Here is a 25,721-nt window from a genome sequence, read left to right on the forward strand (position 1 = left end):
GGGGGGGGGGGGGGGGGGGGGGGGGGGGGGGGGGGGGGGGGGGGGGGGGGGGGGGGGGGGGGGGGGGGGCGGGGGGGCGGGGGGGGGGGGGGGGGGGGGGGGGCCGGGGGGGGGCCGCGGGGGGGGCCCGCCCCCCCCCCCCCGGCCGCCCCCTCTAGCGACCCCACGCCCACGCCCATCCGGCTGGCCCAACCGGTCGCTGCGGCGCCCCAGGCCCCGGCCTCCGCCCCCGTCGCTGCAGCACCTGCAGCCCTCGCCGCCCCGGCCAACGCCTGGCCCGCCGGCCGCCTGCCGGCCGAGGTCGAAGCAGCCCTGCAGCGGGGCAAGGTCGCGCCGGATGCGGTCTCGGTGGTGGTGATGGATGTCAGCGGCGCGCAGCGCCCCCTCCTCGATGTACACAGCGATGTGGGCCGCAACCCCGCCTCGGTGATGAAGCTGGTGACCACCTATGCGGCGCTCGAGATTCTGGGCCCCGCCTACACCTGGGACACCCGCATTGCCACCGACGGCCAGGTCGCCCAGGGCGCCCTCAATGGCAATCTTTATGTGCAGGGCTCGGGCGACCCCAAGCTGGTGATGGAGCGCCTCTGGCTGCTGCAGCGCCGCCTGCTGGGCCAGGGCATCCAGGTCGTCGTTGGCGATGTGGTGCTGGACCGCTCGGCCTTCTCGCTGCCGCCCATCGACCCCGCACGCTTTGACAACGAGCCCTACCGGCCCTACAACGCCGTGCCCGATGCGCTGCTGCTGAACTACAAGTCGCTGACGATGCGCTTTATCCCCGATGCCGCCGCTGGCGTGGCGCGCATCGCCTACGAGCCGGCCATCGCCCATCTGCGCCTGCCCAGCACCGTGCCGCTGCTCAAGACCAAGGGCAATGCCTGCGGCGACTGGCGCGGCGCGCTCAAGGCGCAGATGGCCGATGCCACGCAGATCCAGTTCCTGGGTGGCTACCCGGCCGCCTGCGGTGAGAACAGCTGGGCGGTGGCGCCGGCGGCCCCCGACCGCTTTGCGCCCCGCGTGTTTGAAGGCATGTGGCGCGAGCTGGGCGGCAAGGTGACCGGCCAGGTGCGCATGGGCACCACGCCTGACGGCGTGCAGCCGCTGATGAGCTTCAGCTCGCCCACCCTGGGCGAGGTGGTGCGCGATATCAACAAGTACAGCAACAACGTGATGACCCAGCAGGTGTTTCTGACCCTGGGCAAGGAGCGCGCCGGCGTCGGCACCTTTGAAGGCGGCCGCCAGGCGGTGGCGCAGTGGTGGAGCGAGCGCGTGCCCGGCATGGCGCAGCCCACCATCGACAACGGTGCCGGCCTCTCGCGCGATGCCCGCATCACCGCCGGGTCGCTGGCCAAGATGCTCTCGGTCGCCTGGAACTCCAACGTCATGCCCGAGCTGATGGCCTCGATGCCCATCGTCGGCGTGGACGGCACGCTGAAAAACAGCAAAAGCGCCCACACCGGTGGCGCCCACCTGAAGACCGGCACCCTGCGCGACGCCTCGGCCATTGCCGGCTATGTCAACGGCCGCGACGGGCGCCGCTGGGTGGTCGTGGCCATGGCCAACAGCGACAACGCCCCCCAGGCGCGCCCCGCCTGGGATGCGCTGATCGACTGGGTGGCAGCCCAGTAACACTGGGGGCGCAGGCGGGTCGGGAAAAACCTGCCTGCCACCAAGGTTGGGATGCGGCGGTATCGGTGTACATTGCGCGTTGGAGCATGGTCACAAGCCATAAGGAGCCCTGCATGAGTCTGCCTTCGAAGACCTCGCTGTTTGCTGCTGCCAAGCGTTGGGATGCCGCCTTGGTGGCCCAGCTGCTGGCGCAGGCGCCGCAGTGGGCCCAGGCGGTGGATGGCAAGGGACGCACCGCCTTGCAGGTGGCCTGTGGTGTAGCAGCGCAAAACGCCCAGTCAGCCGACACCAACGGCCTGGAGACCGTGGCCACCTTGCTGGCCGCCGGTGCCGTGCTGGAGGCCGAAGCCCCGATGGGCGAATGCAATGGCGACTTTTGCGCCACGGCGCTGTGGTTTGCCGTTGCCCGGGGCGAAAACCTGCCGCTGGTCGAACTGCTGCTTTCGCACGGCGCCAATGCCAGCTACTCGCTGTGGGCTGCCGTGTGGCGCGATGACGAGGCCATGTGCCGCGCGCTGCTGCAGGCCCAGCCCCTCCTTAACCTGCGCGAGGACGGCGAAACCCCTGTTTTCTATGCCGCACGCCTCGGTCGCCTCAAGACCCTGGAGCTGCTGCTCGACGCCGGCGCCGACGTCTCGGTAGCTGACTTCAAAGGCCGCGACGCGGTCGACATCGCGCTCTCCCGGCGCCTGCCCCAGGGGCTGATCTACCGGATGCAGCAGCTGCGCCAGCCTCGGCTGGCCTGATTGCTTTGCTCTGACATGGGCCGCCCGTTTGCGCGGCCTCTGTCTTCAGCGCGCTGAACGCCAGCCTTGCTGGAGCCGTTTGTTGCCACAGCCCTCACGACGGCGGCCAGCACAGACTTCTCATATCCATATTTGAAATTCTTCGTGGTGCAAAGCCAGCCCGAAAGCTCCAATGGAGGCTTCGTTGCTGCTGCCGCCATGTGATGGCGCAGTCTTTACCTCCAGAAAGACCTCCCATGTTTCAGAGTTTCAAGCGTGTGCTGATCTCCGCTGCCATTGCTGTGGCCGTGCTGCCGGCTGTGGCGGCAGACAAGCTCAAGATCGCTGTTGTGCCCGGTGCCTATGCCGATTCCATCAATGCGGCCGCGCAGGATGCCAAGGCCCAGGGGATCGATGTGGAGGTGATCGAGTTCACCGACTGGACCACACCCAATGTCGCGGTCAGCAACGGCGATATCGATATCAACTACTTCCAGCACCAGCCTTTCCTCGACAACGCGGTCAAGAAGAACGGCTATGCGCTGGCCAGCGCGGGCACCGGCATTCTGGCCAATGTGGGCCTGTATTCGCTCAAGCACAAGAACGTGGCCGATGTGCCCAACAACGGCAAGGTGGGCATTGCCAGTGACCCGGTCAACCAGGGCCGGGGCCTGTTGCTGCTGCAAAAGGTGGGGCTGATCACGCTCAAGCCGGGCGTGGGCTACCTGGGCTCCATCAATGACATTGCGAGCAACCCCAAGTCGCTGCGCTTTGTCGAGGTCGAAGGGCCGCAGCTGGTGCGCATCACCGGCGATGTGGATATTGCCCAGGGCTACCCGCACTTCATCGTTGCGGCCAAGGCCTTTGATCCATCGAGTGGCCTGGCGTACTCGGGCATCGAGGACCAGCAGTTTGCGATCCAGTTCGTGGTCAAGAAGGACCGGGTCAACGACCCGGTGGTGCAGAAGTTCATCCGCATCTACCAGAACTCCGAGGCTGTGCGCACGGTCAGCAAGAAGTCTTTCAGCAACGACGACCGGCTCTACACGCTGGCCTGGCTGAAGAAGTAAGCGCAGCGCGCTACCTACCCCTTATTAAGCAAGAAAAGCAAGCGAGAAGAATATGACGAACAAGATCAACAGACGCGTGGTGGCGGCCATTGCTGCGGCGGCCATGCTGGGAGGGTGGCAACTGGCGCAGGCAGCGGACAAGATCCGCATCGCCTCCACGCCGGGGGCCACGGCCGATGCCATCAAGGCGGTGGTGGCCGATGCCAAGAGCCAGGGGCTGGATGTGGAGCTGGTCGAGTTCACCGACTGGACGGTGCCCAACGAGGCCGTCAACAACGGCGATGTGGACCTGAACTTTTTCCAGCACCAGGCCTTTTTGAACAACGTCATCAAGGAGCGCGGCTACCAGCTCAAGTTTGTGGGCTTGGGGCTGCTGCAGAACATCGGTATCTACTCCGAGCGCCATCAATCGCTGGCCGATGTGCCGGCCAAGGCCAAGGTGGCGATTGCCAATGACCCGGTCAACCAGGGCCGGGGCCTGGCACTGCTGCAAAAGGCCGGGCTGATCCGCCTGCGCACCGGTGATGCACCCGGCGCCACGGTGGCCGATATCACCGACAACCCCAAACAGCTGCGCTTTTATGAAGTCGAAGGCCCGCAGCTGATCCGCTCGCTGCCCGATGTGGACCTGGCCGTGCTCTGGCCGAGCTACTTTGTCAGCGCCGGCAAGAAGGAGCAGGCCAGCAAGGCCCTGGCCTATTCGGGCATTGCCGACCGTTTCTATGCGATGGGCTTTGTCTCGCAGGCCAGCCGCGCCGACGACCCCAAGCTGCGCAAATTTGTCCAAGTGTTCCAGAACTCTGCGGCAGTCAAGCAGGCGATCAGCCAGCAGTTCAACAACGACCCCAAGCTCTACACCTTGCCCTGGTAAGGGCAGGACACCAGGAGAAGCACATGGCCCTTTCCGCCGTATCCAACGTATTGCGCAGGCAGTTCCGCGCCGAGGCCGAGCCGGCCGCAGAGGGCCGTGCTGCGCGCGCCAGCGCAGCGGTACCAACCGCCGCAAGCGGCCAGGCGCCGGTAGCCGCCGCCCCCTTGGGCACCGTGGTGTTCCGCGATCTGGGCAAGGTCTACCGCTCATCGGCGGGTGAGGTGCCTGCGCTGCAGAACATCACCTTGGACATTGCTGCGGGCAGCATCTTCGGCATCATCGGGCGCAGCGGCGCGGGCAAGTCCAGCCTGCTGCGCACCATCAACCGGCTGGAAGCGCCCAGCAGCGGCCAGGTGCTGGTCGATGGTGTCGATATTGGCACCTTGGATGAAGCGGGCCTCGTGCAACTGCGCCGCCGCGTCGGCATGATCTTCCAGCACTTCAACCTGCTGTCGGCCAAGACGGTGTTTGAGAACGTGGCCCTGCCGCTGAAAGTGGCCGGTGTGCCTGCCGCGCAGATCCAGCAGCGCGTGACCGAGCTGCTCGACCTGGTGGGCCTGCAGGACAAACACAAGACCTACCCCAGCCGCCTCTCCGGCGGGCAAAAGCAGCGCGTGGGCATTGCCCGGGCGCTGGCCACCCGGCCCGAGATTCTGCTCTGCGACGAGGCCACCTCGGCGCTGGACCCGGAAACCACGCAGGCCATTCTGGCGCTGCTGCGCGACATCAATCGCCGCCTGGGCATCACGGTGATCCTGATCACCCATGAGATGAGCGTGATCCACGAGATTGCCGACCAGGTGCTGGTGCTGGAGAAGGGCGAGATTGCCGAGCTGGGCGACGTCTGGCAGGTGTTTGGTAACCCGCGCCATGCTGCCACCCAGGCCTTGTTGGCACCGCTGCGCCATGGCGTGCCCGATGACCTGCAGCAGCGCCTGCAGCCGCAGGCCCCCGCAGCCGGCCGCTTTGAGCAGGTGCTGCAGCTGGGCTACAGCGGCCATGACGGGCTGGAGCCAGACTTTCCCCGCATTGCCGAGGCACTGGGCGCCAAGGTGCGCCTGTTGCACGGCGGTGTGGACCGCATCCAGGGCCATGCCCAGGGCCAGCTCATCATCGCCATCGATGGTGCTGCCGCCCGCAACGACTGGGCCGCGCTGACGCAAGGCCCCTCCACCATCGCACATGAAATCAGGGTACTGGGCTATGTTGTTTGAACTGAGTATTTCCATCGACCGCTACTGGAAGGCGCTGGCCGACACCTTCATCATGGTGTCCACCTCGGCCGGTATCGCGCTGCTGGCGGGCATCCCGCTGGCCGTGCTGCTGATCGTGACGGCCCCGGGCGGTTTTCTGGAGTCGCCCCGCACCAACCGCGCCGTCGGCAGCGTCGTCAACGGCTTCCGGGCCACGCCCTTCATCGTGCTGCTGGTGGCCTTGATTCCGTTCACGCGCCTGGTGACCGGCACGACGATTGGCGTCTGGGCGGCGATTGTGCCGTTGGCCATCAGCGCCACGCCTTTCTTTGCGCGCATTGCCGAGGTCAGCCTGCGTGAGGTCGATCCCGGCCTCATTGAGGCGGCGCAGGCGATTGGCTGCAAGAAGTGGGACATCGTGCGCCATGTCTACCTGCCAGAAGCCTTGCCCGGCATCATCGGCGGCTTCACCATCACCTTGGTGGCGCTGATCAGCTCGTCGGCCATGGCCGGCGCGGTGGGGGCCGGCGGCCTGGGCGACCTGGCGATCCGCTACGGCTACCAGCGTTTTGATACGCAGGTGATGCTGATCGTGATCGCGGTGCTGATTGCGCTGGTCACCATTGTGCAGACCGCCGGCGACCGCGTGGCGCACTGGCTGCGCAGCCGCTGACCGTCCGCGTTATTGCGGCCCACCACGCAGAGCCGTGGTCTGCAGGCCAGGGCGCGTCTCTGGCCTGTCTCTCTCCGAACCCCTTTCAGAAAGCACCGAATGACTTCAGCGGTTGCCCAGGGCGCAGCGTTGCCCGCCGATTCCCCCTCCCGCCTGCCTTTGCCGCCCAGCCAGCCCGCGCAGATCCGCAGCGAGGCCGAGGCCTTGCAAGTGGCCGCTGCGCTGGCCGAGAGCTTTCGCGGTGGCGCGGCCCGGCGCGACAGCGAACGCCTGTTGCCCTGGGACGAGATCGAGCGCTATACCGCCAGCGGCCTGGGCGGCATCACCGTGCCGCGCAGCCATGGCGGCCTGCAGGCCAGCTGGCACACCGTCGTGCAGGTGTTTGCGACCATCAGCGCGGCCGATGCCTCGCTGGGCCAGATTCCGCAGAACCACTTTGCGCTGGTGCAGAACCTGCGTGATACCGCCAGCCCCGTGCAACAACGCCGCTGGTTTGCCGATGTGCTGGGCGGCCACCGGCTGGGCAATGCCGGGCCCGAGCGCAAGGGCCGCGCCGCCCAGCTGAGCGATGCCACCGCCAGCCTGCGCCGGGCGGCCGATGGCCGGCTGCTGGTCAACGGCACGCGCTACTACTCCACCGGATCGCTGTTTGCCCACTGGGTGCCTTTCCGCGCCGAGGACGAGGCGCAGCGCCCTGTGCAGGTCTGGGTGCGGCGCACGGCGCCGGGCCTGCAGATCATTGACAACTGGAACGCCTTTGGCCAGAAGACCACCGCCAGCGGTGGTGTGGTGCTCAAGGACGTCGAGGTCGAGCCGCGCGATGTGATTGCGCTGCATGACATGAAGGAGCGCCCGACTCTCTCCGGCCCGGTATCGCAGATTCTGCAGGCCGCCATCGACATGGGCATTGCCCAGGGCGCGTTTGACGAGGCGCGCCAGTTTGTGCGCGACAAGACCCGCGCCTGGGTGCACTCGGGTGTCGAGCATGCCTGGCAGGACCCCTACATCATCCAGGAGTTTGGCCAGCTGCAGGTGGAGCTGGATGCCGCACGCGAGGTGCTGCTCGATGCCGCGCAGCAGCTCGATGCATTTGCTGCGCAACCCGTCACTGACGAGAGCAGCGCGCAGGCATCGGTTGCGGTCGCCCGCGCCAAGATCTTGACCACCGAGGCGGCGCTCAGCGCCAGCGAGCGCCTGCTGGAGCTGGGCGGTACCTCATCGGCCCGCGCCGGCTACAACCTGGACCGCTTTTGGCGCAATGCCCGCGTGCACACCTTGCACGACCCGGTGCGCTGGAAATACCACCTGCTGGGCAACTACCTGCTCAATGGCCGCGCCCCGCGCCGCCACCAGTGGAACTGAGCCGCCGCAACGCACAACGATTTTGATGCGCAGGCCGGCAGCCCGCTGCCGCCCCGCCGCCGAGCAAGCACCATGACTACCTCTCCTCCTGTGATCGCCGCCGCCAGCCCGGTAGCACCCGCCCCCGCACCACGCCAGCGCCCGCCCGTGTTTGTCAGCGAGCAGGCCGCCCTGCAACAGGCCCAGCAGCTGGCCGATGCCTGGGCCGGCGATGCGGTGCTGCGCGACCGCGAGCGCCGCCTGCCCTGGGCTGAAATCGAGGCCTACAGCGACAGCGGCCTCTGGGCCATCACCGTGCCGCGCGCCTATGGCGGCCTGCAGGCCAGCGCCTGGACGGTGGCGCAGCTGATCGCGACCGTCGCGGCGGCCGATGGCTCGCTGGGCCATATTCCGCAAAACCATTTCTATGCGCTGGAGGTGCTGCGCGTGGGCGGCAGCGCGGCGCAGCAGCGCTTTTTCTACGAACGGGTGCAGGCGGGCGAGCGCTTTGGCAATGCACTGTCCGAGATCGGCCACCGCGACTACCGCCGCCGTTCGCGGCTGGAGCGGGGCGACGCGGGCTGGGTGCTCAATGGCCGCAAGTTCTACTGCACCGGCGCCATCTTTGCCCACTGGATTCCGGTGCAGACCATGCAGGTGATCGATGCGGCCCAGGATCCCGTCAGCGTGATGGTGTTTGTGCCGCGCACGGCGCCGGGCGTGACGGTGATCGACGACTGGGATGGCATGGGCCAGCGGGTTACCGGCAGCGGCTCGGTGCTGCTGGAGAACGTCGCCATCGACGAGGCCTGGATCGTGCCTTTTCAATCGAGCTTTGACAGCCCCAGCACCATTGGGCCGTTTGCGCAGATCATCCACGCCGCCATCGACCTGGGCATTGGCGAAGGCGCGCTGCGCGCCACCTTGCCCTTTGTGCGCAGCCAGTCGCGCGCCTGGGTGGATGCCGGCGTGGCGCAGGCGAGCGACGACCCCTTGACCCTGCAGGCGCTGGGCAATGTGGAGCTCCGCCTGTTTGCCGCGCGTGCGCTGCTGCGGCGCGCGGGCAGCCTGGTCGATGCCGCGCAGCAGGAGCCCACGGCGCACACGGTGGCTGCCGCCTCGGTGGCCGTGGCGCAGGCACGTGCGCTGGCGCATACGGCCGGCCTGCTGGCGGCCAACAAGCTGTTGGAGCTGGGCGGCACATCAGCCACCTTTGCCGAGCATGGCTTTGACAGCTACTGGCGCAATGTGCGCACCCATACCTTGCATGACCCCGTGCGCTGGAAATACCATGCCATCGGCAACTATGCGCTGAGCGGCGTGCTGCCCCCGCGCCACGGAGCACTGTGATGGCCAGCACCGCCGCCAGCGCGCGGGCGCCCATCATCCTCAATGCCTTCAACATGGCCAGCGTTGGCCATATCAACCATGGGCTGTGGACGCATCCGCGCGACCAATCGAGCCACTACCACCGCCTGGACTACTGGACCCGCCTGGCCAAGGAGCTCGAGCGCGGCCTGTTTGACGGCCTCTTTATCGCCGACATCATTGGCGCCTATGACACCTACCAGCAGTCCGTTGATGTGACCCTGCGCGAGTCGGTGCAGTTGCCGATCAATGACCCGACCTTGGTGGTGCCAGCGATGGCGGCGGTGACCGAGCACCTGGGCTTTGGCGTAACGGTCAACCTCAGCTATGAGCAGCCCTATCTGCTGGCGCGGCGCTTTTCTACCTTGGACCACCTGACCCAGGGGCGCATTGGCTGGAACATCGTCACTGGTTACCTCGACTCAGCCGCGCGCGCCATGGGCCAGCGCCAGCAGCTGGCGCACGATGCGCGCTATGACCGTGCCGATGAGTTCATGGACGTGCTCTACCAGCTGTGGGAAGGCAGCTGGAGCGACAGCGCCGTGCGGCGCGACCGCGCGCGCCGCATCTATGCCGACCCGCAGCAGGTGCGCCGCGTGCAGCACAGCGGCCCGCATTTTCAGGTGGATGGTTATCACCTGAGCGAGCCCTCGCCACAGCGCACGCCGGTGCTGCTGCAGGCGGGCAGCTCGGGCCGGGGCCTGCAGTTTGCCGCGCGCCATGCCGAGTGTGTGTTCATGGCCATCCAGGACAAGGCCGCCACCGCCGCGCTGGTGCGCCAGTTGCGGGCCGAGGCCGTGCGCGCCGGCCGCCAGCCCGGCGACATCAAGGTGCTGGTGGGCATGACCCCGGTGGTGGGCGCCACCACGCGCCAGGCCCAAGAGAAGTACGAAGAGTACTGCCGCTATGCCAGCCCCGAGGCCGCGCTGGCGCATTTGTCTGCCACGGCCGGCATTGATTTCTCCACCTACCAGCGCGACACGCCGCTGCTGCAGCAGCACCGCAGCAATGGCATCGAGAACTCGATCAAGCGCCTGGCCAATGGCCGCGAGGACTACCGCCTGGGCGACCTGCTCGATGAGCTGGCCTTGGGCGGGCGCTACGCCACCGTCGTCGGCGATGCCCAGCAGATTGCCGACGAGATGCAGTCCTGGGTCGAGGAGGCCGGTGTCGATGGCTTCAACCTCGCCCGCACTGTCGTGCCCGAATGCTTTGGCGACTTTATCGACCTGGTCGTCCCCGAGCTGCAGTCGCGGGGCCTACACAAGAGCGCCTATGCGCCCGGCAGCATGCGCCACAAGCTGTTTGGTCAGGGCGACCGCCTGCCGGCCCACCACCATGCGCAGCAGTTTCGCCAGCAGCCCTCCGTCGGTGGCGCCAGCGTTGCTGCTTCTCCATCCCTCTCCACGCCCCGCGCCCAGGCCTTGGCCTGAGTGCCATCCAGGAACTCCCATGTCCCAGAAACTTTCTTCTCCGCTGCCAGGCCAACGCCGGCGTTTTCTGTCCTCGTCGCTGGCGGCCGGCGCCGCGCTGGCCACCGGGGCCTGGCGCAGCACGGCGCAGGCCGCAGTGCCGGTGACGACCAAGGTGCTGAAAGTGGGGGTCACCTCGGGCCCGCATGAGCAGGTGTTCGAGGCTGTCAAGAAGGTGGCCGAGCGTGACTATGGTCTCAAGATCGAGATCGTGTCCTTCAGCGACTATGTGATGCCCAATGCCGCACTGGATGCAGGTGACCTGGATGCCAACAGCTTCCAGCACGGCCCCTTCCTGCAGGCGGCGATCCGTGCGCGCGGCTACAAGCTGGTGGGCTTTGGTCGCACCTGGGTGGGCCCGATTGCGCTGTTCTCCAAGCGCTACAAGCGGCTCGAAGACGTGCCGGTGGGCGCGCAGATTGCGCTGCCCAATGACCCGGCCAATGGCGGGCGCGTGCTGCTGCTGTTGGAGAAGGGCGGCCTCATCAAGCTCAAGCCCGGCATTGACCCGATCAAGGGCGTGTTTGCCTCGACCCAGGACATCACCGACAACCCGCGCAAGCTGCGCTTTGTCGAGCTGGAGTCACCGATGCTGGTGCGCGCGATGGACGATGTGGAGCTGGCCGCGATCAATGCCGACTATGCCTACAAGGCAGGGCTCAACCCCACGAAGGATTCGCTGCTGGTCGAGGGCGGGGACAGCCCCTATGTCTGCCTGATTGCGGTGCAGGAGAAAAACCGCAACGCCCCCTGGGTGCCGCAGCTGGTGGCTGCCTACCGCACCGACGAGGTGCGCAGCTATATCCAGCAGGCCTTCAATGGCGTGGTCATCCCTTCGTGGTGATCGGCGGCGCTACCCCTGGCATTCACTGATTGCGCTCACCCGCACTGGTTATGACTGACAAAAAAATCATGCATGTCAACGCGTTCAACATGAACTGCGTCGGACATATCCACCACGGCCTGTGGACGCATCCGCGCGACCAGTCCACCCAGTACCACACGCTCAAGTACTGGACCGATATCGCCAAGCTGCTGGAGCGCGGCCTGTTCGACGGCATCTTTATCGCCGACGTGGTGGGCTACTACGACGTCTACCAACGCGGCGTGGACCTGACCCTGCGCGAGGCGATCCAGCTGCCGGTGAACAACCCCTGGCTGCTGGTGTCGGCGATGGCGGCGGTGACCGAGCACCTGGGCTTTGGCCTGACCGCCACGGTCAACGCGCACCAGCCCTACACCTTTGCCCGCGATGTGACCACCCTGGACCAGCTGAGCAATGGTCGCATCGGCTGGAACATCGTCACCGGCTATGTGGACAGCGGCGTGCGCGGCCTGGGCCAGGACGGCCTGGCCGACCATGACAGCCGCTACGACCGCGCCGATGACTTTCTGGCGCTGGCCTACAAGTTCTGGGAAGGCAGCTGGGAAGACGGCGCCGTGATCGCTGACAAGGCGCGCCGTATCCACACGCTGCCGGGCAAGGTGCATCCCGTTGTGCATGACGGCCCGTTCTACCGCGCCAATGCGATCCACATGAGCGCACCATCGCCGCAGCGCACGCCGGTGCTGTTCCAGGCCGGCACCTCGCAGCGCGGGCTGCAGTTTGCCGGCCAGCATGGCGAGGGCATCTTTATCGGTGCGCGCACGCCGGAGGCGGCCAGGGATGCCTCGCGCAAGCTGCGTGCCGCCGCCGTGGCCGCTGGGCGCAGGCCCGATGACATCAAGATCTATGTAGGCGCTGCCGTGGTGGTGGCGCCCACCCAGGCCGAGGCCGAGGAGAAATACGCCGACTACCTGGCCTATGCCAGTGCCGAAGGCGGCCTGGCGCACTTCGCCGCCAGCACCGGCGTGGACTTTGCGCAGTACGACCTGGACGAGCCCATCGTCTACGGCCAGGGCAATGCCATCCAGTCGGCTGTGCAGGCCGCCCAGCAGCAGGGCCTGACCACGCGGCGCAAGCTGCTCGAACAGTTCAGCCTGGGCAGCCGCTACAACACCATCGTCGGCGACCCGCAGCAGGTGGCCGATGCGCTGGAGCGCTGGATCGATGTCGGTGAGATCGATGGCTTCAATCTCACCCGCATCGTCGTGCCCGAGACCTGGGAGGACTTTGCCAGCCTGGCCGTGCCCGAGCTGCAAAACCGCGGCCGCTACCGCACGCGCTACGAAGAAGGCAGCCTGCGCCACAAGCTGTTTGGCCGTGGCGATGGACTACCCGCCAACCACCCCGGCGCGCAGCAGCGCCGATAAGAGCCGCTAACACAACCCTTGATACGTCGTTGCCAAGCCTTGTCGTACGCCTGTACTGCCTGCGGCTTGACGCCTAGTCGGGGACGCCTAGTCTCAACCGCAAACCTTCGGTTTGCTGGGTCGTGTTACCGGCTCTAAGCACCGAGATTTTTTTGAAAGCAGCCATGAAGTTTTTCCCCGCTTTGACAGCCCTGTTGCTGTCGCTTGCCACCCTGGGCGCCGCCCAGGCCCAGCCACTGCGCGTGGGCGTCACACCCGGGTCGCTCGCCGATTCGGCCCAGATTGCAGCGCGCGAGGCCAAGGCCCAGGGGCTGGATGTGCAGATCGTCGAGTTCACCGACTGGACCCTGCCCAATACCGCGCTGGTCAACCGCGATCTGGACCTGAACTACTACCAGCACCAGGCCTTTCTCGACACCTTCAACCGCGAAAACCGCCAGGACCTGCGCGCCGTGGCCGTGGGCTCGCGCGGCAATATCGGCATCTTCTCCAAGCGCTACAAAAGCCTGGCGAGCCTGCCCACCGGCGCCAGCGTGGCGCTGGCCAATGACACCTCGAACCAGGCGCGTGCCATTGCCACCTTGCGCGATGCGGGCCTGGTCACCCTGCGCGCCAATGCGCCGCAGCTGGCCCAGATCGACGACATCGCCAGCAACCCCAAGAAGCTCAAGTTCATCGAAGTGGCCGGGCCCCAGCTGGCGCGGGCGCTCGATGATGCAGACATCACCGTGGTGAGCCTGGGTGGCCTGCTGCAGGCGGGCCAGCTCGAGACCGCCCGCCAGGGCCTGTACTACAGCGTCGGCACGGATGCCTTCTGGGCCATCCACTTTGTCACCCGGGCTGACAACGTCAAGGATGCGCGGGTGCGCCAGTTCATCGATATCTACCAGCAATCCCAGGCGGTGCGCCAGCAGATCCATGCCTCGTACGCCAATGAAAGCCGCTTCTACAGCCTGCCCTGGCTGAAGTGAACCAGCCAGCCACCCACCCAAGGAAAGACGATGACGATGTTTGCGCTGAAAAAATACCTGCTGGCGCTGGGCGCCGGCGCTGTGGCGGTGGTCAGTGCCGCTACTGCCGTGGCTGCTCCGTTGAAAATCGGGGTTACGCCCGGCTCGCTGGCCGACTCGGTCCAGGTCGCCGCCAAGGAGGCGCGCCAGGCCGGGCTCGATGTGCAGGTGATCGAGTTCACCGACTGGACCACGCCCAATACCGCACTGGATGCCGGCGATATCGATATCAACTACTTCCAGCACCAGGCCTTTTTGGACAATGCGATCCGCGACCGGGGCTACAAGATTGAGAGCGTGGGTGTGGGCCTGCTGCCCAATATTGGCCTGTATTCGAAAAAGTATGCGGCGTTGGCCGATATCCCGGCTGGCTCCTCGGTCGGGGTGGCCAATGACCCGGTCAACCAGGCCCGGGGCCTGTTGCTGCTGCAGACGGCCGGGCTTATCAGCCTGCGCCCCGGCATGGGCGCCAAGGCCAGCGTCAACGATATCGTCGGCAACCCGCGCAAGCTCAAGCTGCTGGAGGTGGAGGGCCCGCAGCTGGTGCGGGCGCTTGACGATGTGGCCCTTGCCCAGGGCTACCCGGCCCACCTGGTCAATGCCGGCCAGCGCGAGCTGGCCAGCCGTGCGCTGTTGTACTCCACCGTCGATGACCTGTACTACGCGATCCGCTTTGTGGCCCGCAGCGACCGCAAGCAGGACCCGCGCATTGCGCAGTTTGTGCAGCTCTACCAGGCGTCGCCCGCGGTCGCCAAGCAGATCAGTGCCTCGTTCGCCGATGACGCCAAGCTCTATTCGCTGCCCTGGAAGAACGCCGCGAAGGCCGCGCCATGACCGAGGCCACGCTGACACGCCCCGTGCCCGAAGTTGCTGACGCAAAGGCCCCGCGCCTGGCTGATCTGCAGCAGCGCTTTGCCCCGGTGTTTGCGCGCATTGCCGAAGGTGCTGCCGAGCGCGAGCACAGCCGCACTCTCGCCCATGCACCGCTGCAATGGCTGCGCGAGAGCGGCTTTACCGCCCTGCGCCTGCCCCAAAGCCTGGGCGGCAGTGGCGCATCGCTGGAGCAGCTGGTGGCCTTGCTGATCGATCTGGCCGAGGCCGATCCCAACCTGACCCAGATCCTGCGGCCGCATTTTCTGTTTGTGGACCGCGTGCTCTACCAGGGCACACCTGAGGCGCAGCGCCACTGGCTGCCCTTGGTGGCCCAGGGCGCCACCTTTGGCAATGCCACCACCGAGGTGGGCGAGGGCACCGTCGGCAGCCTGCAGACCACCTTGGTGCCTGACGGGGCAGTGCCTGGCCAGTGGCGGCTCCATGGCCAGAAGTTCTACAGCACCGGCAGCCTCTATGCCGACTGGATCAGCGTACTGGCGCGCGCGGTGGTGCCGGGCCAGCCCGACCAGACGGTGCATGCGCTGGTGGCCGGGGATGCGGCCGGTGTGGAGCGGCTCGATGACTGGCGCGGCTTTGGCCAGCGGTTGACCGGATCGGGCACCACGGTGCTGCGCGATGTGCCGGTGCCCGCGCATGCGGTGCTGCAGTTCCGCGCGGGCGAGCCTTCGCCCATCGTGGCATTCGCGCAGCTCTTCCACCTGGCGAGCCTGGCGGGCATTGCCCGCGCGCTGAGCCGCGACACGCTGGCCTATGTGCAGGCGCGCCGCCGCGTCTTCAGCCATGGTGCAGCGGCCTTGCCCAAGGACGACCCGCTGGTGCAGCAGATTGTGGGCCAGCTGGCCAGCACCGCCTATATGAGCGAGCTGGTGGTGCGCGATGTGGCCCAGGCGCTGGGCCCGATCCTGCGCAGTGCCGAGGCGGGCCAGCAGCGTGCCGACAAGGCCCAGCTCGACGCGCTGGAGCTGCGTGCCGCCCAGGCCCAGGTGGCGGTGGTGGATGCGGTGCTGCAGGCGGCCACGCGCATGTTCGATGTGGGCGGGTCGAGCGCGCTGGCCGAGGACCTGCGGCTGGATCGCCATTGGCGCAATGCCCGCACCCTGGCCTCGCACAACCCGGTCATCTACAAGGCCAAGTCGGTGGGCGACATGCTGCTCAACGGCGCCGAGCCGGTCTACTTCTGGCAGGTGGGGCTCGCAGCAAAAAACGCATAAGAACATGAGATTTCATTCCTTGGCCTGCGGCGGCGCAGTGGTTGTAATGGTTGTCTTGACGCTGGAGGCAGCGACCCGGATAGGCCGGGCCCTGGCCCCTTGCGTGTGAACGACTGGAATGAACATGAGCCGCATCTTGAAAACCGTCATCGTCAATGGCAGCCTGGGCAAGCCTTCGCGCACCCGCAGCCTGCTCGACAGCTTGCACCTGCAACTGGGCCAGGCCCTGGGCCAGTCGGCCCAGGCGGTGCGCCTGGATGTGCGCCATATCGACCTGGTTGATCTGGTGGCCGACATTGGCCCGCTGCTGTACAAGGATGCGCTGTCCGCCGCCGCCCGTGATGCGCTGGAAGCGATCGAGACGGCGGATTTCCTGATCGTCGGCTCGCCCGTGTTCCGGGGCAGCCTGCCGGGCCTCCTCAAGCACCTGTTTGACCTGGTGGACCAGCATGCGCTGCAGGGCACGCCCGTGCTGCTGGCTGCCACCGGCGGCAGCCCGCGCCACTCGCTGGTGCTGGACCACCAGCTGCGCCCGCTGTTCGGCTTTTTCTCGGCATTGACCTTGCCGATCGGCGTCTATGCAACGCCGGAAGACATCCAGAACGGTGTGGTGGTCAGCGAAGCGCTGCACAAGCATATCGCGCTGGCCGTGGACCTGGCGGTGCCGGTGCTGAGCGCGCTGGCGCACAGCCAGCGCAGCAGCCAGCCGGCCCTGCACGCGCTGGAGCGCCAGGCCGCCTGAGCGCGTTCAGGCTTCTTTTCAAACGCCACCCGCCTGCATACGCTGCCGGCGGGCTGGCGCAGCGTGCCTTGCGGCGTCTGCTGCACGCCCCTTGCCTTGCAGCCACCCTGACCCTTTGCCATGGCCTTTACCTCATCCCCACCGGAGCTGTTCTGGTTCCTGCCTACCTCCGGCGATACCCGCTACCTGGGCGCCTCGGACTTTGGCCGCCAGCCCACGCCCGAGTACCTGCGCAGCATTGCCACCACCAGCGAGAACCTGGGCTATGACGGGCTGCTGATTCCGACCGGCAGCTCCTGCCTGGACCCCTGGGTGGTCGCATCCAGCCTGGTCGCGGTCACCCAGCGCATCAAGCTGCTGGTGGCGCTGCGCACCTCGCTGGGCATGCCGGTGCCCAGCGCGCGCCAGGCCGCGACCTTGGACCAGGCGCTGGCCGGGCGCCTGCTGCTCAATGTGGTGCCCGGGGGCGACGCCACCGAGCTGGAGGCCGATGGCGTGTTTCTGGCCCATGACGAGCGCTATGCCTATGCCGATGAGTTTCTGAGCATTTGGCGGCGCCTGCTGGCCGGCGAGACGGTGGACCACGAGGGCAAGTACTTCAAGGTCAAGCAGGGCAAGAACTTTTTCGAGCCAGTGCAAAAACCCTATCCGCCTTTGTACTTTGGCGGCTCCTCCGACGCCGCCCATGACCTGGCAGCCAAGCATGTCGATGCCTACCTGACCTGGGGCGAGCCGCCGCAGGCCGTGGCGCGTAAGTTTGCCGATATCCGGGCGCGCGCCGCTGCGGCCGGCCGCCAACTGCGCCTGGGCGTGCGCCTGCATGTGATCGTGCGCGAGACCAACGAAGAGGCCTGGGCCGATGCCGATCGCCTGATCAGCAAGCTGACCGACGAAGACATTGCGAAAGCGCAGCAGAACTATGCGCGCATGGACTCGGTCGGCCAGGCGCGCATGGCGGCCTTGCATGGTGGCAACCGCCAGAAGCTGGAGGTGGCACCCAACCTCTGGGCCGGTGTCGGCCTGGTGCGCGGCGGTGCCGGTACCGCGCTGGTGGGCGATGCCGCCACCGTGGCCGAGCGCCTGCGCGAGTACATGGACATTGGCGCCGATACCTTTGTGCTGTCGGGCTATCCGCACCTGGAGGAGTCGATCCGCTTTGCCGAATTGGTGTTTCCGCTGCTGGGCAAGAAGAGCGTGACCACCGCGCGCTCGCAGACCGGCGGCGCGTTTGATGTTCGTGGTGTTCAACAATGGAAGGAGTCGGCTTCATGAGCCTGCCCGTGATCGATATGCGCTGCCGGCCAGCGTTCTTGCACAACTTTTTTGGCGCAACGCCCGGCTCGCCCGAGCATGACACCGCCCGCTGGCTGAACCGGCGCGTGGGCACGCGCGGCAGCGACAAGCATTTTGAGGAATCGCTGACCCAGGAGGGCTTTTTAAAGGCGGTGCGCGATGCTGGCCTGAGCCAGGCCGTGGTCGTGGGGCGGCACACGCCTTCGCAGCACCTGCCCAACGACACCATCCACCAGATCGTGCACGGCCACAGCGAGTTGCTGGGCATTGCCGGGGTCGACCCGGTGCTGCAAGGCGAGCAGGCGGCGCTTGACGAGATCGAGCGTGCCATCAAGGTGCTGGGCCTGCGCGGCATCGACCTGGAGCCCGGCTTTGGCGACCCGGCCCGCCACCCCGATGACCCCGTGTACTGGCCCGTTTATGAGCGCGCGCGGGAGCTGGGTGTGCCGGTGTTCCTGATGAGCGGCCCGACCACACCGGACCCCAGCTTCAACGACCCAGCGCGCCTGGCCAAGGTGGCCCAGGCCTTCCCCGATCTGCCGCTGGTCGTCTACCACGGCTACTGGCCGCGCGTGCAAGAGGCCATTGGCCTGGCCTTCCGCTACGCCAATGTCTACCTGGTGCCGGACATGTATGTGTTCCAGCCCGGCCACCAGGCCTATGTGCAGGCGGCCAACCAGTTTCTGGGCGACCAGCTGCTGTTTGGCTCGTCCTACCCCTTCCGCCCCATCGGCCAGAGCATTGAGGACTTTCTGGCCTTGGGCTTTGACGAGGCCGTACTGCCCAGGCTGCTGCATGGCAATGCGGCACGCATTTTGGGGCTGTAATCAGCGCTGGAAAGCCATCGCTCTCACCGCAACCAAAGTGCCCGGCCGCCTCAGCAGCCGGGCACTTTGGCAAATGCGGCCGCCAGATGGTCGATCAGCGCCCGCACGGCCGGCAGCATGCCCCGGCGCGAGGCGAATACCGCATGCACTGCCTCCTTGCGCGGCCCCCATTCGGGCAGCACCTTGACGAGGGTGCCTTTGTCCAGCTGCTCGTGCACCATGATCATCGGCAACTGCACGACACCCAGGCCGGCCATGGCCGCGCTGCGCAGCGCTACCATGTCGGTGGTGATCAGGCGCGGCGTGTGCGGGACCTGGATGCTGGGCAGGCTGTCGTGTTCGAGCTTCCACACAAACTGCTGCTCGGGCGAGCCCAGCCACAGGCTGGGCCACTGCGACAGATCGGTGGGGCTGCGCACAATGCCCTGGCGCGCGGTCAGGATGGGGCTGGCCACCAGGTGCTGGGCATGGACCGAGAGCATGCGCACCGACAGGTCGCTGTCTTCGAGCGGCATGGTGCGCACGCGGATCGCCAGGTCAAAGCCCTCGCCAATCACATCGACCGGGCGGTTGGTGGCCTCCAGCTGGATCGTCACCTCCGGGTACATGACCATGAAGTCGGTCAGCATGCGCTCGACCAGTTCATGCAGCAAGGTGATGGGGCAGCTCAGGCGCACGACGCCCCGGGGCTGGGACTGCACCGCCTCGATGCTCAGCTGCGCGGCCTCGGCCTCGACCAGCATGGCCTTGCAGTGCTGGTAGTAGGTCTGGCCCAGCTCGGTCACCGCAAACTTGCGCGTGGAGCGCAGCAAGAGGCGCACACCCAGGCGTTCTTCGAGCAGCGCAATGCGGCGGCTGAGCTTGGACTTGGGCATGCCCAGCGCGCGCCCGGCGGGCGCAAAGCCGCCATGGTCGACGACTTGGACGAAGTAGAACAGGTCGTTGAGGTCAAATTGCTGCATGGGACGCTCGGCTGGATGGTCTTTATCGTTCAAGAAATAGAACTATCAAGGCGAATTATGCCGTCTACCGCTCGCAGTGTTTCAACCCCACAATAACGGTACAGCCTTCCAACACCTAGCTTGGAGGCCAGACAGGAATCCCCGATGAAAAACGTACTGCATGTCCAAGACGCACCCCGCCAGCACTGGGTTGGCGACGGCTTTCCTGTGCGTTCACTGTTTTCCTACCAAAGCCACGGCAAGGTGTTGAGCCCCTTTTTGCTGCTCGATTTTGCCGGCCCGGCCGAGTTTGCCCCTGCCAGCGCGCCGCGTGGCGTGGGCCAGCACCCGCACCGGGGCTTTGAGACCGTGACCATCGTCTATGACGGCGAGGTGGCGCACCGGGACTCGACCGGCCAGGGCGGCGAGATCGGCCCCGGCGATGTGCAATGGATGACGGCCGGCGCCGGCATTCTGCACGAGGAGTTCCATTCGCCTGCTTTTACCGCCAAGGGCGGCAAGCTGCGCATGCTGCAGCTCTGGGTCAACCTGCCTGCCAAGGACAAGGGCGCGCCCGCAGGCTACCAGGCCATCGTGCAATCGCAGATCCCTGCGGTGGCCTTGCCCGGTGGCGGCCAGCTGCGTGTGATTGCCGGCGATTACCAAGGCCAGCAAGGCCCCGCCAAGACCTTTACGCCGATGCAGGTCTGGGATCTGCGCCTAGTGGCCGGTGAAAAGCTGGAGCTGGAACTGCCCGAGGGCTGGAGCACGGCGCTGGCCATCGTGCAGGGCACCGTGCTGGTCAACGGCAACGATGTGGCGCGCGAGGCGCAGCTGGTGGTGATGGCCCAGGAAGGCCGCAAGCTGAGCCTGGAGGCCAATGGCGATGCGGCCCTGCTGCTGATGAGCGGCGAGCCCATCGACGAGCCCATCGTCGGCTACGGCCCCTTTGTGATGAACAGCCAGCAGGAGATCGTGCAGGCGGTCAATGACTTCAACAGCGGCAAGTTTGGCAGCATGCAGGCTTGATCGGCGGGTTTGAGCGGCCTCGGCCGCGTTGAAGCGGCCATAAAAAATGGACACCTTGGTGTCCATTTTTGCTGTGTAGTTCGCTGAAAGAGCGATGGCTTACCAGTTGGCCTTCATGCGGTCATAGACCCAGTCGCCAAAGCGGCGGTGCGCTTGGGGCGTGTAGTTCACCAGGTCGGAGAACAGGTACTGGTCGATCTTGGAGGCATCCACCAGGGTGTCGGCGGTGCACAGCGACGAGTTGATCTGGTTGACGCCAATGTTCAGACCATTGGTGGCATCTGCGGTGGTGCAGGCCGGATCGGTGTAGTTGGTGAAGCTGTAGCTGCCAGGGTTGCCGGTCATCGAGTTGAAGTAGTACTGCACGTCGGCGTACAGCACCTGGGTGCCCGACAGGCCATACAAGGCGTTCAGCAGGCCATTGTTGAAGGCGGTGGTAGCCGCTTCCAGCGTGTTCGATGGCTTGGGGTCGGCGCTGGGTTGCGCGTTGTCCAGCGTGGTGGCCCACAGGGTGCGGCCCAGGTTGGGCGTGCCCACGGTCAGCACGCGGGGGGCGCCTGCGGTGTTGAGGCGGCGCACCTGCGCAGCCATTTGCTGGCCGGCGGTGGTCATGTCGGCCAGGTACTGGTCGCGGGTCTTGGTGCCAGCGGCGTATTCGTTGTAGCCGGCAATCACGTCGCTCATGCCGCCGCTCATCAGCACAAACTGCTTGCTGCTGAAGGTCGGGTTGGCAGCGAGGTAGCTGTCGATCTGCGCGGTGATGGAGGGGGCATTGGTCACGCCGGTCGCATCGGCCTGGGACACGCGGGCATTGCCGTAGGCATAGGCGGTGCCGCCTTCCTTGGCCGCCGTGATCGTCAGGTCATAGCGGTAGGCGATTTCACGCGTCCAGTTGTTGTAGCTGCCGTTGCTGACCGAGTAGGGACGGCCATTGGGGTTTTGGCCCAGGTCGGACATTGCATCACCAAAGGTGACGATGCTGTCGGGGCGAATCGAGTCCGCCGTTGAGCTCGATCCGCAGGCCGCCAGCATGGCCACCGAGGCACCAGCCACGGCGGTCAACACGGTACGGCGCATCCAATTTGCTGCCATGTGAGTTCTCCAGTAAGTAGAGCGTAGTGTAGCGAGGCTGATCCAGGCCACCAAGGTGATGAGGTAAAGAGAGGTAAAACGCCAGGGGCTAGGCCCATCAGCCAGCCGCCGCCGCGCGCTGCAGACGGTCGCTGACACCTTCCCAGTCGGCCGTCTCCGGCGGCGTCTCGATCCAGATGAGCTTGGCACCCCAGTCGTCCAAGTCGCGCAGCAGGCCAAACAGCTCGCGGGCCGCAGCCAGCGGCGCATCGGGCATGGGTTGCAGGCGCAGATGGGGGCTGGCGCTGCGCAGCGGACTGCGGTGGTAGATGGCGATATGGCGCGCGTCGGCGCCCAGCACATCGAGCGCTGATTGCAGCTGCTTGGCATCCATCAGCCGGACCTTGGCGCTGGGCGCATAGTGCGCGAGCAAGGTGCCCGAGGCGCGCGGGGTATTGGCCGTCAGCTCCTGCATCGACAGCGGGCGGCTGCCGCAGGCGCGCTCGATGTCGTCGCGCGTGATGGCGCCGGGGCGCAGCAGCACGGGCACGCCGCGCGTGCAATCGACAATGGTCGACTCAATACCGATGTCACAGGCGCCGCCATCGAGCACCAGCAGATCGTCGCCCAGTTCCGCCGCCACATGGGCGGCCGTGGTCGGGCTGACGCGGCCAAAGCGGTTGGCGCTGGGTGCCGAGACACCCCAGACGGGCGGGCTGAGCTGCTGGCAGGCCAGCAGTACGGCTTGCGCCACCGGGTGCGAGGGGCAGCGCAGGCCCACGCTGTCCTGCCCCGCCGTCGAGGCCACGGCCGCACCGGGCAGGCGCGGCAGGATCAGGGTGAGGGGCCCGGGCCAGAACGCATCGATGAGCTGCTGGGCAAACACCGGCACGGCCTTGGCGTAGCGCTGCACGCCGGCGGCATCGGCCACATGCACGATCAGCGGGTGGTCGGCGGGCCGGCCCTTGGCGCTGAAGATCTGCGCCACGGCGGCATCGTTGTCGCTGTCGGCGGCCAGGCCGTAGACCGTCTCGGTCGGCAGGCCCACCAGTTGCCCCGCCTGCAGCGCCAGCGCCGCAGCGCGCACCGAGGCGTCGAGCTTTCCATCCAGAATCACGTGTAGTCCTCTTAGAACGCGGCAATGCCCAGGATGGCAGCGGCTTTCAGGGCCGTCTCGCGCACCTGCTCGGGCGTGGCGGCCGTGATGTTCAGGTGGCCCATCTTGCGGCCACGCTTGGCATCGACCTTGCCGTACAGGTGCAGGTGGCAGCCGGGCAGGGCCAGCACCTGGTCCCAGGCGGGGGTCTGCGCGCTGGCGCTGTCCTTGAACCACAGGTCGCCCAGCAGGTTCAGCATGATGGCGGCGCTGTGCTGGCGCGGTTGCACCAAGGGCAGGTTGGCCATGCAGCGCACCTGCAGCTCGAACTGCGACACATCCAGCGCGTTCTGGCTGTAGTGGCCGCTGTTGTGCGGGCGCGGGGCGATCTCGTTGACGACCAGCTGGCCGCCGTCGAGCACAAAGAACTCCACGCAGAGCACGCCGACATAGTCCAGGCCCTGGGCCACCGACTGGGCCGCCGCAATGGCCTGCTCGGCCTGCGCGGCAGGCAGGTTGCCGGGGTACACCTCGGTCACCGCCAGAATGCCTTCGCGGTGCAGGTTGCGCTGTACCGGCAGGTGCACGATATCGCCGTTGCGGCTGCGCGCGACGATGACCGAGCACTCATGGGCGAGTGGCAGCATCTTTTCGAGCACGCAGGCCACGTGCTGGAGCTCGTCCCAGGCCGCGTTCAGCTCTTCGCGGGTCTTGACACGGATCTGGCCCTTGCCGTCATAGCCCATGCGCGCGGTTTTCAGGATGCCGGGCAGCAGCGCGTCGTTGACGGCGGCCAGCTGCTCGGCCGTCTCGATGACGGCATAGGGCGCGCAGGGAACGCCGCATTTCACGAAATGGGCTTTTTCTGCAGCGCGGTCCTGGGCGATGGCCACGGAGGAACCTGCGGGCGAGACCGGCAGGCTTTGCGCGAGCTGGTTCAGCGCGGCGGCAGGCACGTTTTCGAACTCGGTGGTCACCGCAGCGCACAGGCGCGCCAGCTCGGCCAGGCCTTGCGGGTCTTCATAGCCGCTGCGCACATGGTGGTGGCTGACCAGACCGGCCGGGCTGGTCGCATCCGCATCCAGCACGGCGGTGAAGTAACCCATCGACTGGGCGGCATGGGCAAACATGCGGCCCAGCTGGCCGCCGCCCAGCACGCCCAAGGTGGCGCCGGGCAAGATCACTTGGGCCTGGAGGTGCGCCGGGGCGCTGGGGCTCGTGGTGCTCATTCGTTCACCGGCAAGGTCATGTTGCGGGCCGCCTCGGTCTGCTCGGCGCGGAAGGCATCGAGCTTGGCGCGCAGTGCAGGGTCTTCGTTGGCCAGCATGGCCACGGCAAACAGGGCGGCATTGGCAGCGCCTGCCTGGCCGATCGCAAAGGTGGCGACCGGCACGCCCTTGGGCATCTGCACGATGGAGTGCAGTGAATCAACGCCTTGCAGGTGGCGGCTGGCCACCGGCACGCCCAGCACGGGCACCGGGGTTTTAGCGGCTATCATCCCAGGCAGGTGGGCGGCGCCCCCAGCGCCGGCGATGATGGCCTTGAGGCCCCGTTCTACGGCGCTCTCAGCAAAACGGAACATGTCGTCAGGCATGCGGTGGGCCGAGACCACCTGGGCCTCAAAGGCAATACCGAATTGCTGGAGAATGGCAACTGCGTGCTGCATGGTCTCCCAGTCGCTGCTGGAGCCCATGACCACGCCAACTTGGATGGGTGTCATAGTGTGGGTTGGCGGGTGTCAAAGGGCAAGAATGCCGGTCCCGCGCCAGGGTGGAACCCGCCATTTTACTTTTTGCAGTGAAGCTGCCTGATCAACACGGATTTTTAGCGACATGATCGACGTCACCATTGAGAATTTTGAAGCCGAAGTCATCCAGGCATCCATGCAGGTGCCCGTGCTGGTGGACTTTTGGGCACCTTGGTGCGGCCCTTGCAAAACCCTGGGCCCCATGCTGGATAAGCTCGAGGTCGACTACGGCGGCCGCTTCAAGCTGGCCAAGATCGATTCCGACCAGGAGCAGCAGCTGGCCGGCATGTTCGGCATCCGCTCCATCCCCACCTGCGTGCTGATGATGGGCGGCAAGCCCGTCGACGGCTTCATGGGCGCCCAGCCAGAGGGCAAACTGCGCGAGTTCCTGGACAAACACCTGCCCTCCGAGGCCGCGATAGCCGCCGAAGCGGGCGCTGATGAAGCCCAGCAGCTGCTCGACAGCGGCGATGTGCAGGCCGCGCTGCAGATGCTGCAAGAGTCGCTGGCGGCCGACCCCAGCAATGACGATGCCCGTTTTGACTATGCCCGCCTGCTGATCCAGACGGGCGCGGTGACCGAGGCCGAAGCCCAGATCGAGGAGCCGCTCAAGCGCATCCAGCAGCCGCTGCGCTTTGTCGCGCTCAAGGCCTGGGCCCAGGCGATCCGCTTTGTGCACGAGGACGACCGGGGCGATTGGCCGCTCGAGCAGTTCGACGCGGCCATTGCCGCCAACAAGCGCGATTTCGACACCCGCTTTGCCAAGGCGCAGGCGCTGATGGCCGAAGGCCAGTGGACGGCCAGCATGGACGAGCTGCTGGAGATCATCATGCGCGACAAAACCTGGAACGACCAGGCCGCGCGCAAGCTGTTTGTCGCCATCCTGGAGCTGCTGACCCCGCCCAAGCCCAAGGCCGCAGACACGGTGCCGGGCACCACGGCCGGCGGCATTGCGCTGACGGGCAAGGCCAGCAAGCAGGAGGACGAAGTGGGTGCGTTGCTCAGCAGCTACCGCCGCCGCCTGAGCATGGCGCTGAACTGAGCGCAAGCGGCGCGGCGGGCGCTGGTAGGCGAGAGCCGGTTTTGCGCAGCGGCCAAGCCCATCCTGTACAGTGTGGACCTACACCCCGTTGCAACTGCAAAACAGGGGTATGGTGGTTTGCACCTATACTGATAGCAGCAAAGCGGCGATGGGTGCGCGCAGGTGCCCATTTTGAGCGTCAATAGGCCCAAAGCTGTGGTCTTTGACGCTTGGGGCGCATGGG

24 protein-coding genes are annotated in these 25,721 nt (G+C 66.6%); 19 read left to right on the top strand and 5 right to left on the bottom strand.

Going from position 1 to position 25,721, the window contains the following annotated elements:
• Positions 1 to 177 precede the first annotated feature (177 nt).
• From dacB to WH367_RS05105, 17 genes are all read left to right on the top strand, one after another.
• A complete protein-coding gene (gene dacB / locus WH367_RS05025) occupies positions 178 to 1,629 on the top strand; it encodes a D-alanyl-D-alanine carboxypeptidase/D-alanyl-D-alanine endopeptidase (RefSeq protein ID WP_339534987.1) in 1,452 nt (483 codons plus the stop codon).
• Between the two features lie 113 nt (positions 1,630 to 1,742).
• Positions 1,743 to 2,375, top strand: coding sequence for an ankyrin repeat domain-containing protein (locus tag WH367_RS05030; protein WP_339534601.1), 633 nt, complete (start codon positions 1,743 to 1,745; stop codon positions 2,373 to 2,375).
• A gap of 236 nt (positions 2,376 to 2,611) precedes the next feature.
• The gene (locus WH367_RS05035) at positions 2,612 to 3,424 is read left to right on the top strand and encodes a MetQ/NlpA family ABC transporter substrate-binding protein (protein ID WP_339534603.1); all 813 of its coding nucleotides are present in this window, start codon (positions 2,612 to 2,614) and stop codon (positions 3,422 to 3,424) included.
• Positions 3,425 to 3,476: 52 nt separating this feature from the next.
• Positions 3,477 to 4,295: a MetQ/NlpA family ABC transporter substrate-binding protein gene (locus WH367_RS05040; RefSeq protein WP_116926130.1), complete on the top strand. Its 819-nt coding sequence runs from the start codon at positions 3,477 to 3,479 to the stop codon at positions 4,293 to 4,295.
• Between the two features lie 23 nt (positions 4,296 to 4,318).
• Complete coding sequence (locus WH367_RS05045; protein WP_339534607.1) at positions 4,319 to 5,509, top strand: methionine ABC transporter ATP-binding protein; 1,191 nt, start codon at positions 4,319 to 4,321, stop codon at positions 5,507 to 5,509.
• Positions 5,499 to 6,161, top strand: coding sequence for a methionine ABC transporter permease (locus WH367_RS05050; RefSeq protein WP_133855220.1), 663 nt, complete (start codon positions 5,499 to 5,501; stop codon positions 6,159 to 6,161). The genes WH367_RS05045 and WH367_RS05050 overlap by 11 nt, the downstream gene beginning before the upstream one ends.
• A 99-nt stretch (positions 6,162 to 6,260) precedes the next feature.
• The gene (locus WH367_RS05055; RefSeq protein ID WP_339534614.1) at positions 6,261 to 7,523 is read left to right on the top strand and encodes an SfnB family sulfur acquisition oxidoreductase; all 1,263 of its coding nucleotides are present in this window, start codon (positions 6,261 to 6,263) and stop codon (positions 7,521 to 7,523) included.
• Positions 7,524 to 7,595: 72 nt separating this feature from the next.
• The gene (locus tag WH367_RS05060) at positions 7,596 to 8,852 is read left to right on the top strand and encodes an SfnB family sulfur acquisition oxidoreductase (protein WP_339534616.1); all 1,257 of its coding nucleotides are present in this window, start codon (positions 7,596 to 7,598) and stop codon (positions 8,850 to 8,852) included.
• Entirely contained in the window at positions 8,852 to 10,303 is a 1,452-nt protein-coding gene (locus WH367_RS05065; RefSeq protein WP_339534618.1) for an LLM class flavin-dependent oxidoreductase, read from the top strand. The genes WH367_RS05060 and WH367_RS05065 overlap by 1 nt, the downstream gene beginning before the upstream one ends.
• 19 nt (positions 10,304 to 10,322) lie before the next feature.
• On the top strand, positions 10,323 to 11,186 hold the full coding sequence (locus WH367_RS05070) for a MetQ/NlpA family ABC transporter substrate-binding protein (RefSeq protein ID WP_339534620.1): 864 nt from the start codon (positions 10,323 to 10,325) through the stop codon (positions 11,184 to 11,186).
• Between the two features lie 50 nt (positions 11,187 to 11,236).
• Complete coding sequence (locus tag WH367_RS05075) at positions 11,237 to 12,595, top strand: LLM class flavin-dependent oxidoreductase (RefSeq protein ID WP_339534622.1); 1,359 nt, start codon at positions 11,237 to 11,239, stop codon at positions 12,593 to 12,595.
• 164 nt (positions 12,596 to 12,759) lie between these two features.
• Positions 12,760 to 13,566 carry a MetQ/NlpA family ABC transporter substrate-binding protein gene (locus tag WH367_RS05080; RefSeq protein WP_021024647.1) on the top strand — a complete coding sequence of 269 codons (807 nt, stop codon included), beginning with the start codon at positions 12,760 to 12,762 and terminating at the stop codon, positions 13,564 to 13,566.
• A gap of 30 nt (positions 13,567 to 13,596) precedes the next feature.
• Entirely contained in the window at positions 13,597 to 14,439 is an 843-nt protein-coding gene (locus WH367_RS05085; protein ID WP_339534624.1) for a MetQ/NlpA family ABC transporter substrate-binding protein, read from the top strand.
• Positions 14,436 to 15,710, top strand: a complete 1,275-nt coding sequence (locus WH367_RS05090; protein WP_339534626.1) for an acyl-CoA dehydrogenase family protein — start codon at positions 14,436 to 14,438, stop codon at positions 15,708 to 15,710. The genes WH367_RS05085 and WH367_RS05090 overlap by 4 nt, the downstream gene beginning before the upstream one ends.
• A gap of 124 nt (positions 15,711 to 15,834) precedes the next feature.
• A complete protein-coding gene (locus WH367_RS05095; protein WP_339534629.1) occupies positions 15,835 to 16,452 on the top strand; it encodes an NAD(P)H-dependent oxidoreductase in 618 nt (205 codons plus the stop codon).
• Between the two features lie 120 nt (positions 16,453 to 16,572).
• A complete protein-coding gene (gene ssuD, locus WH367_RS05100; protein ID WP_339534631.1) occupies positions 16,573 to 17,724 on the top strand; it encodes an FMNH2-dependent alkanesulfonate monooxygenase in 1,152 nt (383 codons plus the stop codon).
• Positions 17,721 to 18,572 (top strand): amidohydrolase family protein, encoded by an 852-nt coding sequence (locus tag WH367_RS05105; RefSeq protein ID WP_339534633.1) that lies wholly within the window; start codon positions 17,721 to 17,723, stop codon positions 18,570 to 18,572. The genes ssuD and WH367_RS05105 overlap by 4 nt, the downstream gene beginning before the upstream one ends.
• Before the next feature lie 50 nt (positions 18,573 to 18,622).
• On the opposite strand, the gene WH367_RS05110 is transcribed toward WH367_RS05105, so the two are convergent.
• The gene (locus tag WH367_RS05110; RefSeq protein WP_021024968.1) at positions 18,623 to 19,534 is read right to left on the bottom strand and encodes a LysR family transcriptional regulator; all 912 of its coding nucleotides are present in this window, start codon (positions 19,532 to 19,534) and stop codon (positions 18,623 to 18,625) included.
• A 144-nt stretch (positions 19,535 to 19,678) separates the two neighbouring features.
• Here WH367_RS05110 and WH367_RS05115 point away from each other — a divergent pair, with 144 nt between their 5' ends.
• A complete protein-coding gene (locus WH367_RS05115) occupies positions 19,679 to 20,542 on the top strand; it encodes a pirin family protein (RefSeq protein WP_339534635.1) in 864 nt (287 codons plus the stop codon).
• Positions 20,543 to 20,641: 99 nt separating this feature from the next.
• Here the strand turns inward: WH367_RS05115 and WH367_RS05120 are convergent, their stop codons facing one another.
• The 4 genes from WH367_RS05120 to purE all read right to left on the bottom strand — a co-directional run bounded on the left by WH367_RS05120 (position 20,642) and on the right by purE (position 24,429).
• The gene (locus WH367_RS05120) at positions 20,642 to 21,634 is read right to left on the bottom strand and encodes an SGNH/GDSL hydrolase family protein (protein ID WP_339534637.1); all 993 of its coding nucleotides are present in this window, start codon (positions 21,632 to 21,634) and stop codon (positions 20,642 to 20,644) included.
• 97 nt (positions 21,635 to 21,731) lie between these two features.
• Positions 21,732 to 22,730, bottom strand: a complete 999-nt coding sequence (locus tag WH367_RS05125; protein WP_339534640.1) for an L-threonylcarbamoyladenylate synthase — start codon at positions 22,728 to 22,730, stop codon at positions 21,732 to 21,734.
• 11 nt (positions 22,731 to 22,741) lie between these two features.
• Complete coding sequence (locus WH367_RS05130) at positions 22,742 to 23,938, bottom strand: 5-(carboxyamino)imidazole ribonucleotide synthase (protein WP_339534642.1); 1,197 nt, start codon at positions 23,936 to 23,938, stop codon at positions 22,742 to 22,744.
• Positions 23,935 to 24,429 (bottom strand): 5-(carboxyamino)imidazole ribonucleotide mutase, encoded by a 495-nt coding sequence (gene purE / locus WH367_RS05135; protein ID WP_021027607.1) that lies wholly within the window; start codon positions 24,427 to 24,429, stop codon positions 23,935 to 23,937. The genes WH367_RS05130 and purE overlap by 4 nt, the downstream gene beginning before the upstream one ends.
• Before the next feature lie 112 nt (positions 24,430 to 24,541).
• Between purE and trxA the strand changes: the two genes are divergently transcribed.
• Entirely contained in the window at positions 24,542 to 25,498 is a 957-nt protein-coding gene (trxA, locus tag WH367_RS05140; protein ID WP_339534644.1) for a thioredoxin, read from the top strand.
• Positions 25,499 to 25,721 lie beyond the last annotated feature (223 nt).

It is taken from the genome of Comamonas sp. MYb21, assembly GCF_037479395.1.
Lineage (GTDB): Bacteria > Pseudomonadota > Gammaproteobacteria > Burkholderiales > Burkholderiaceae_C > Comamonas.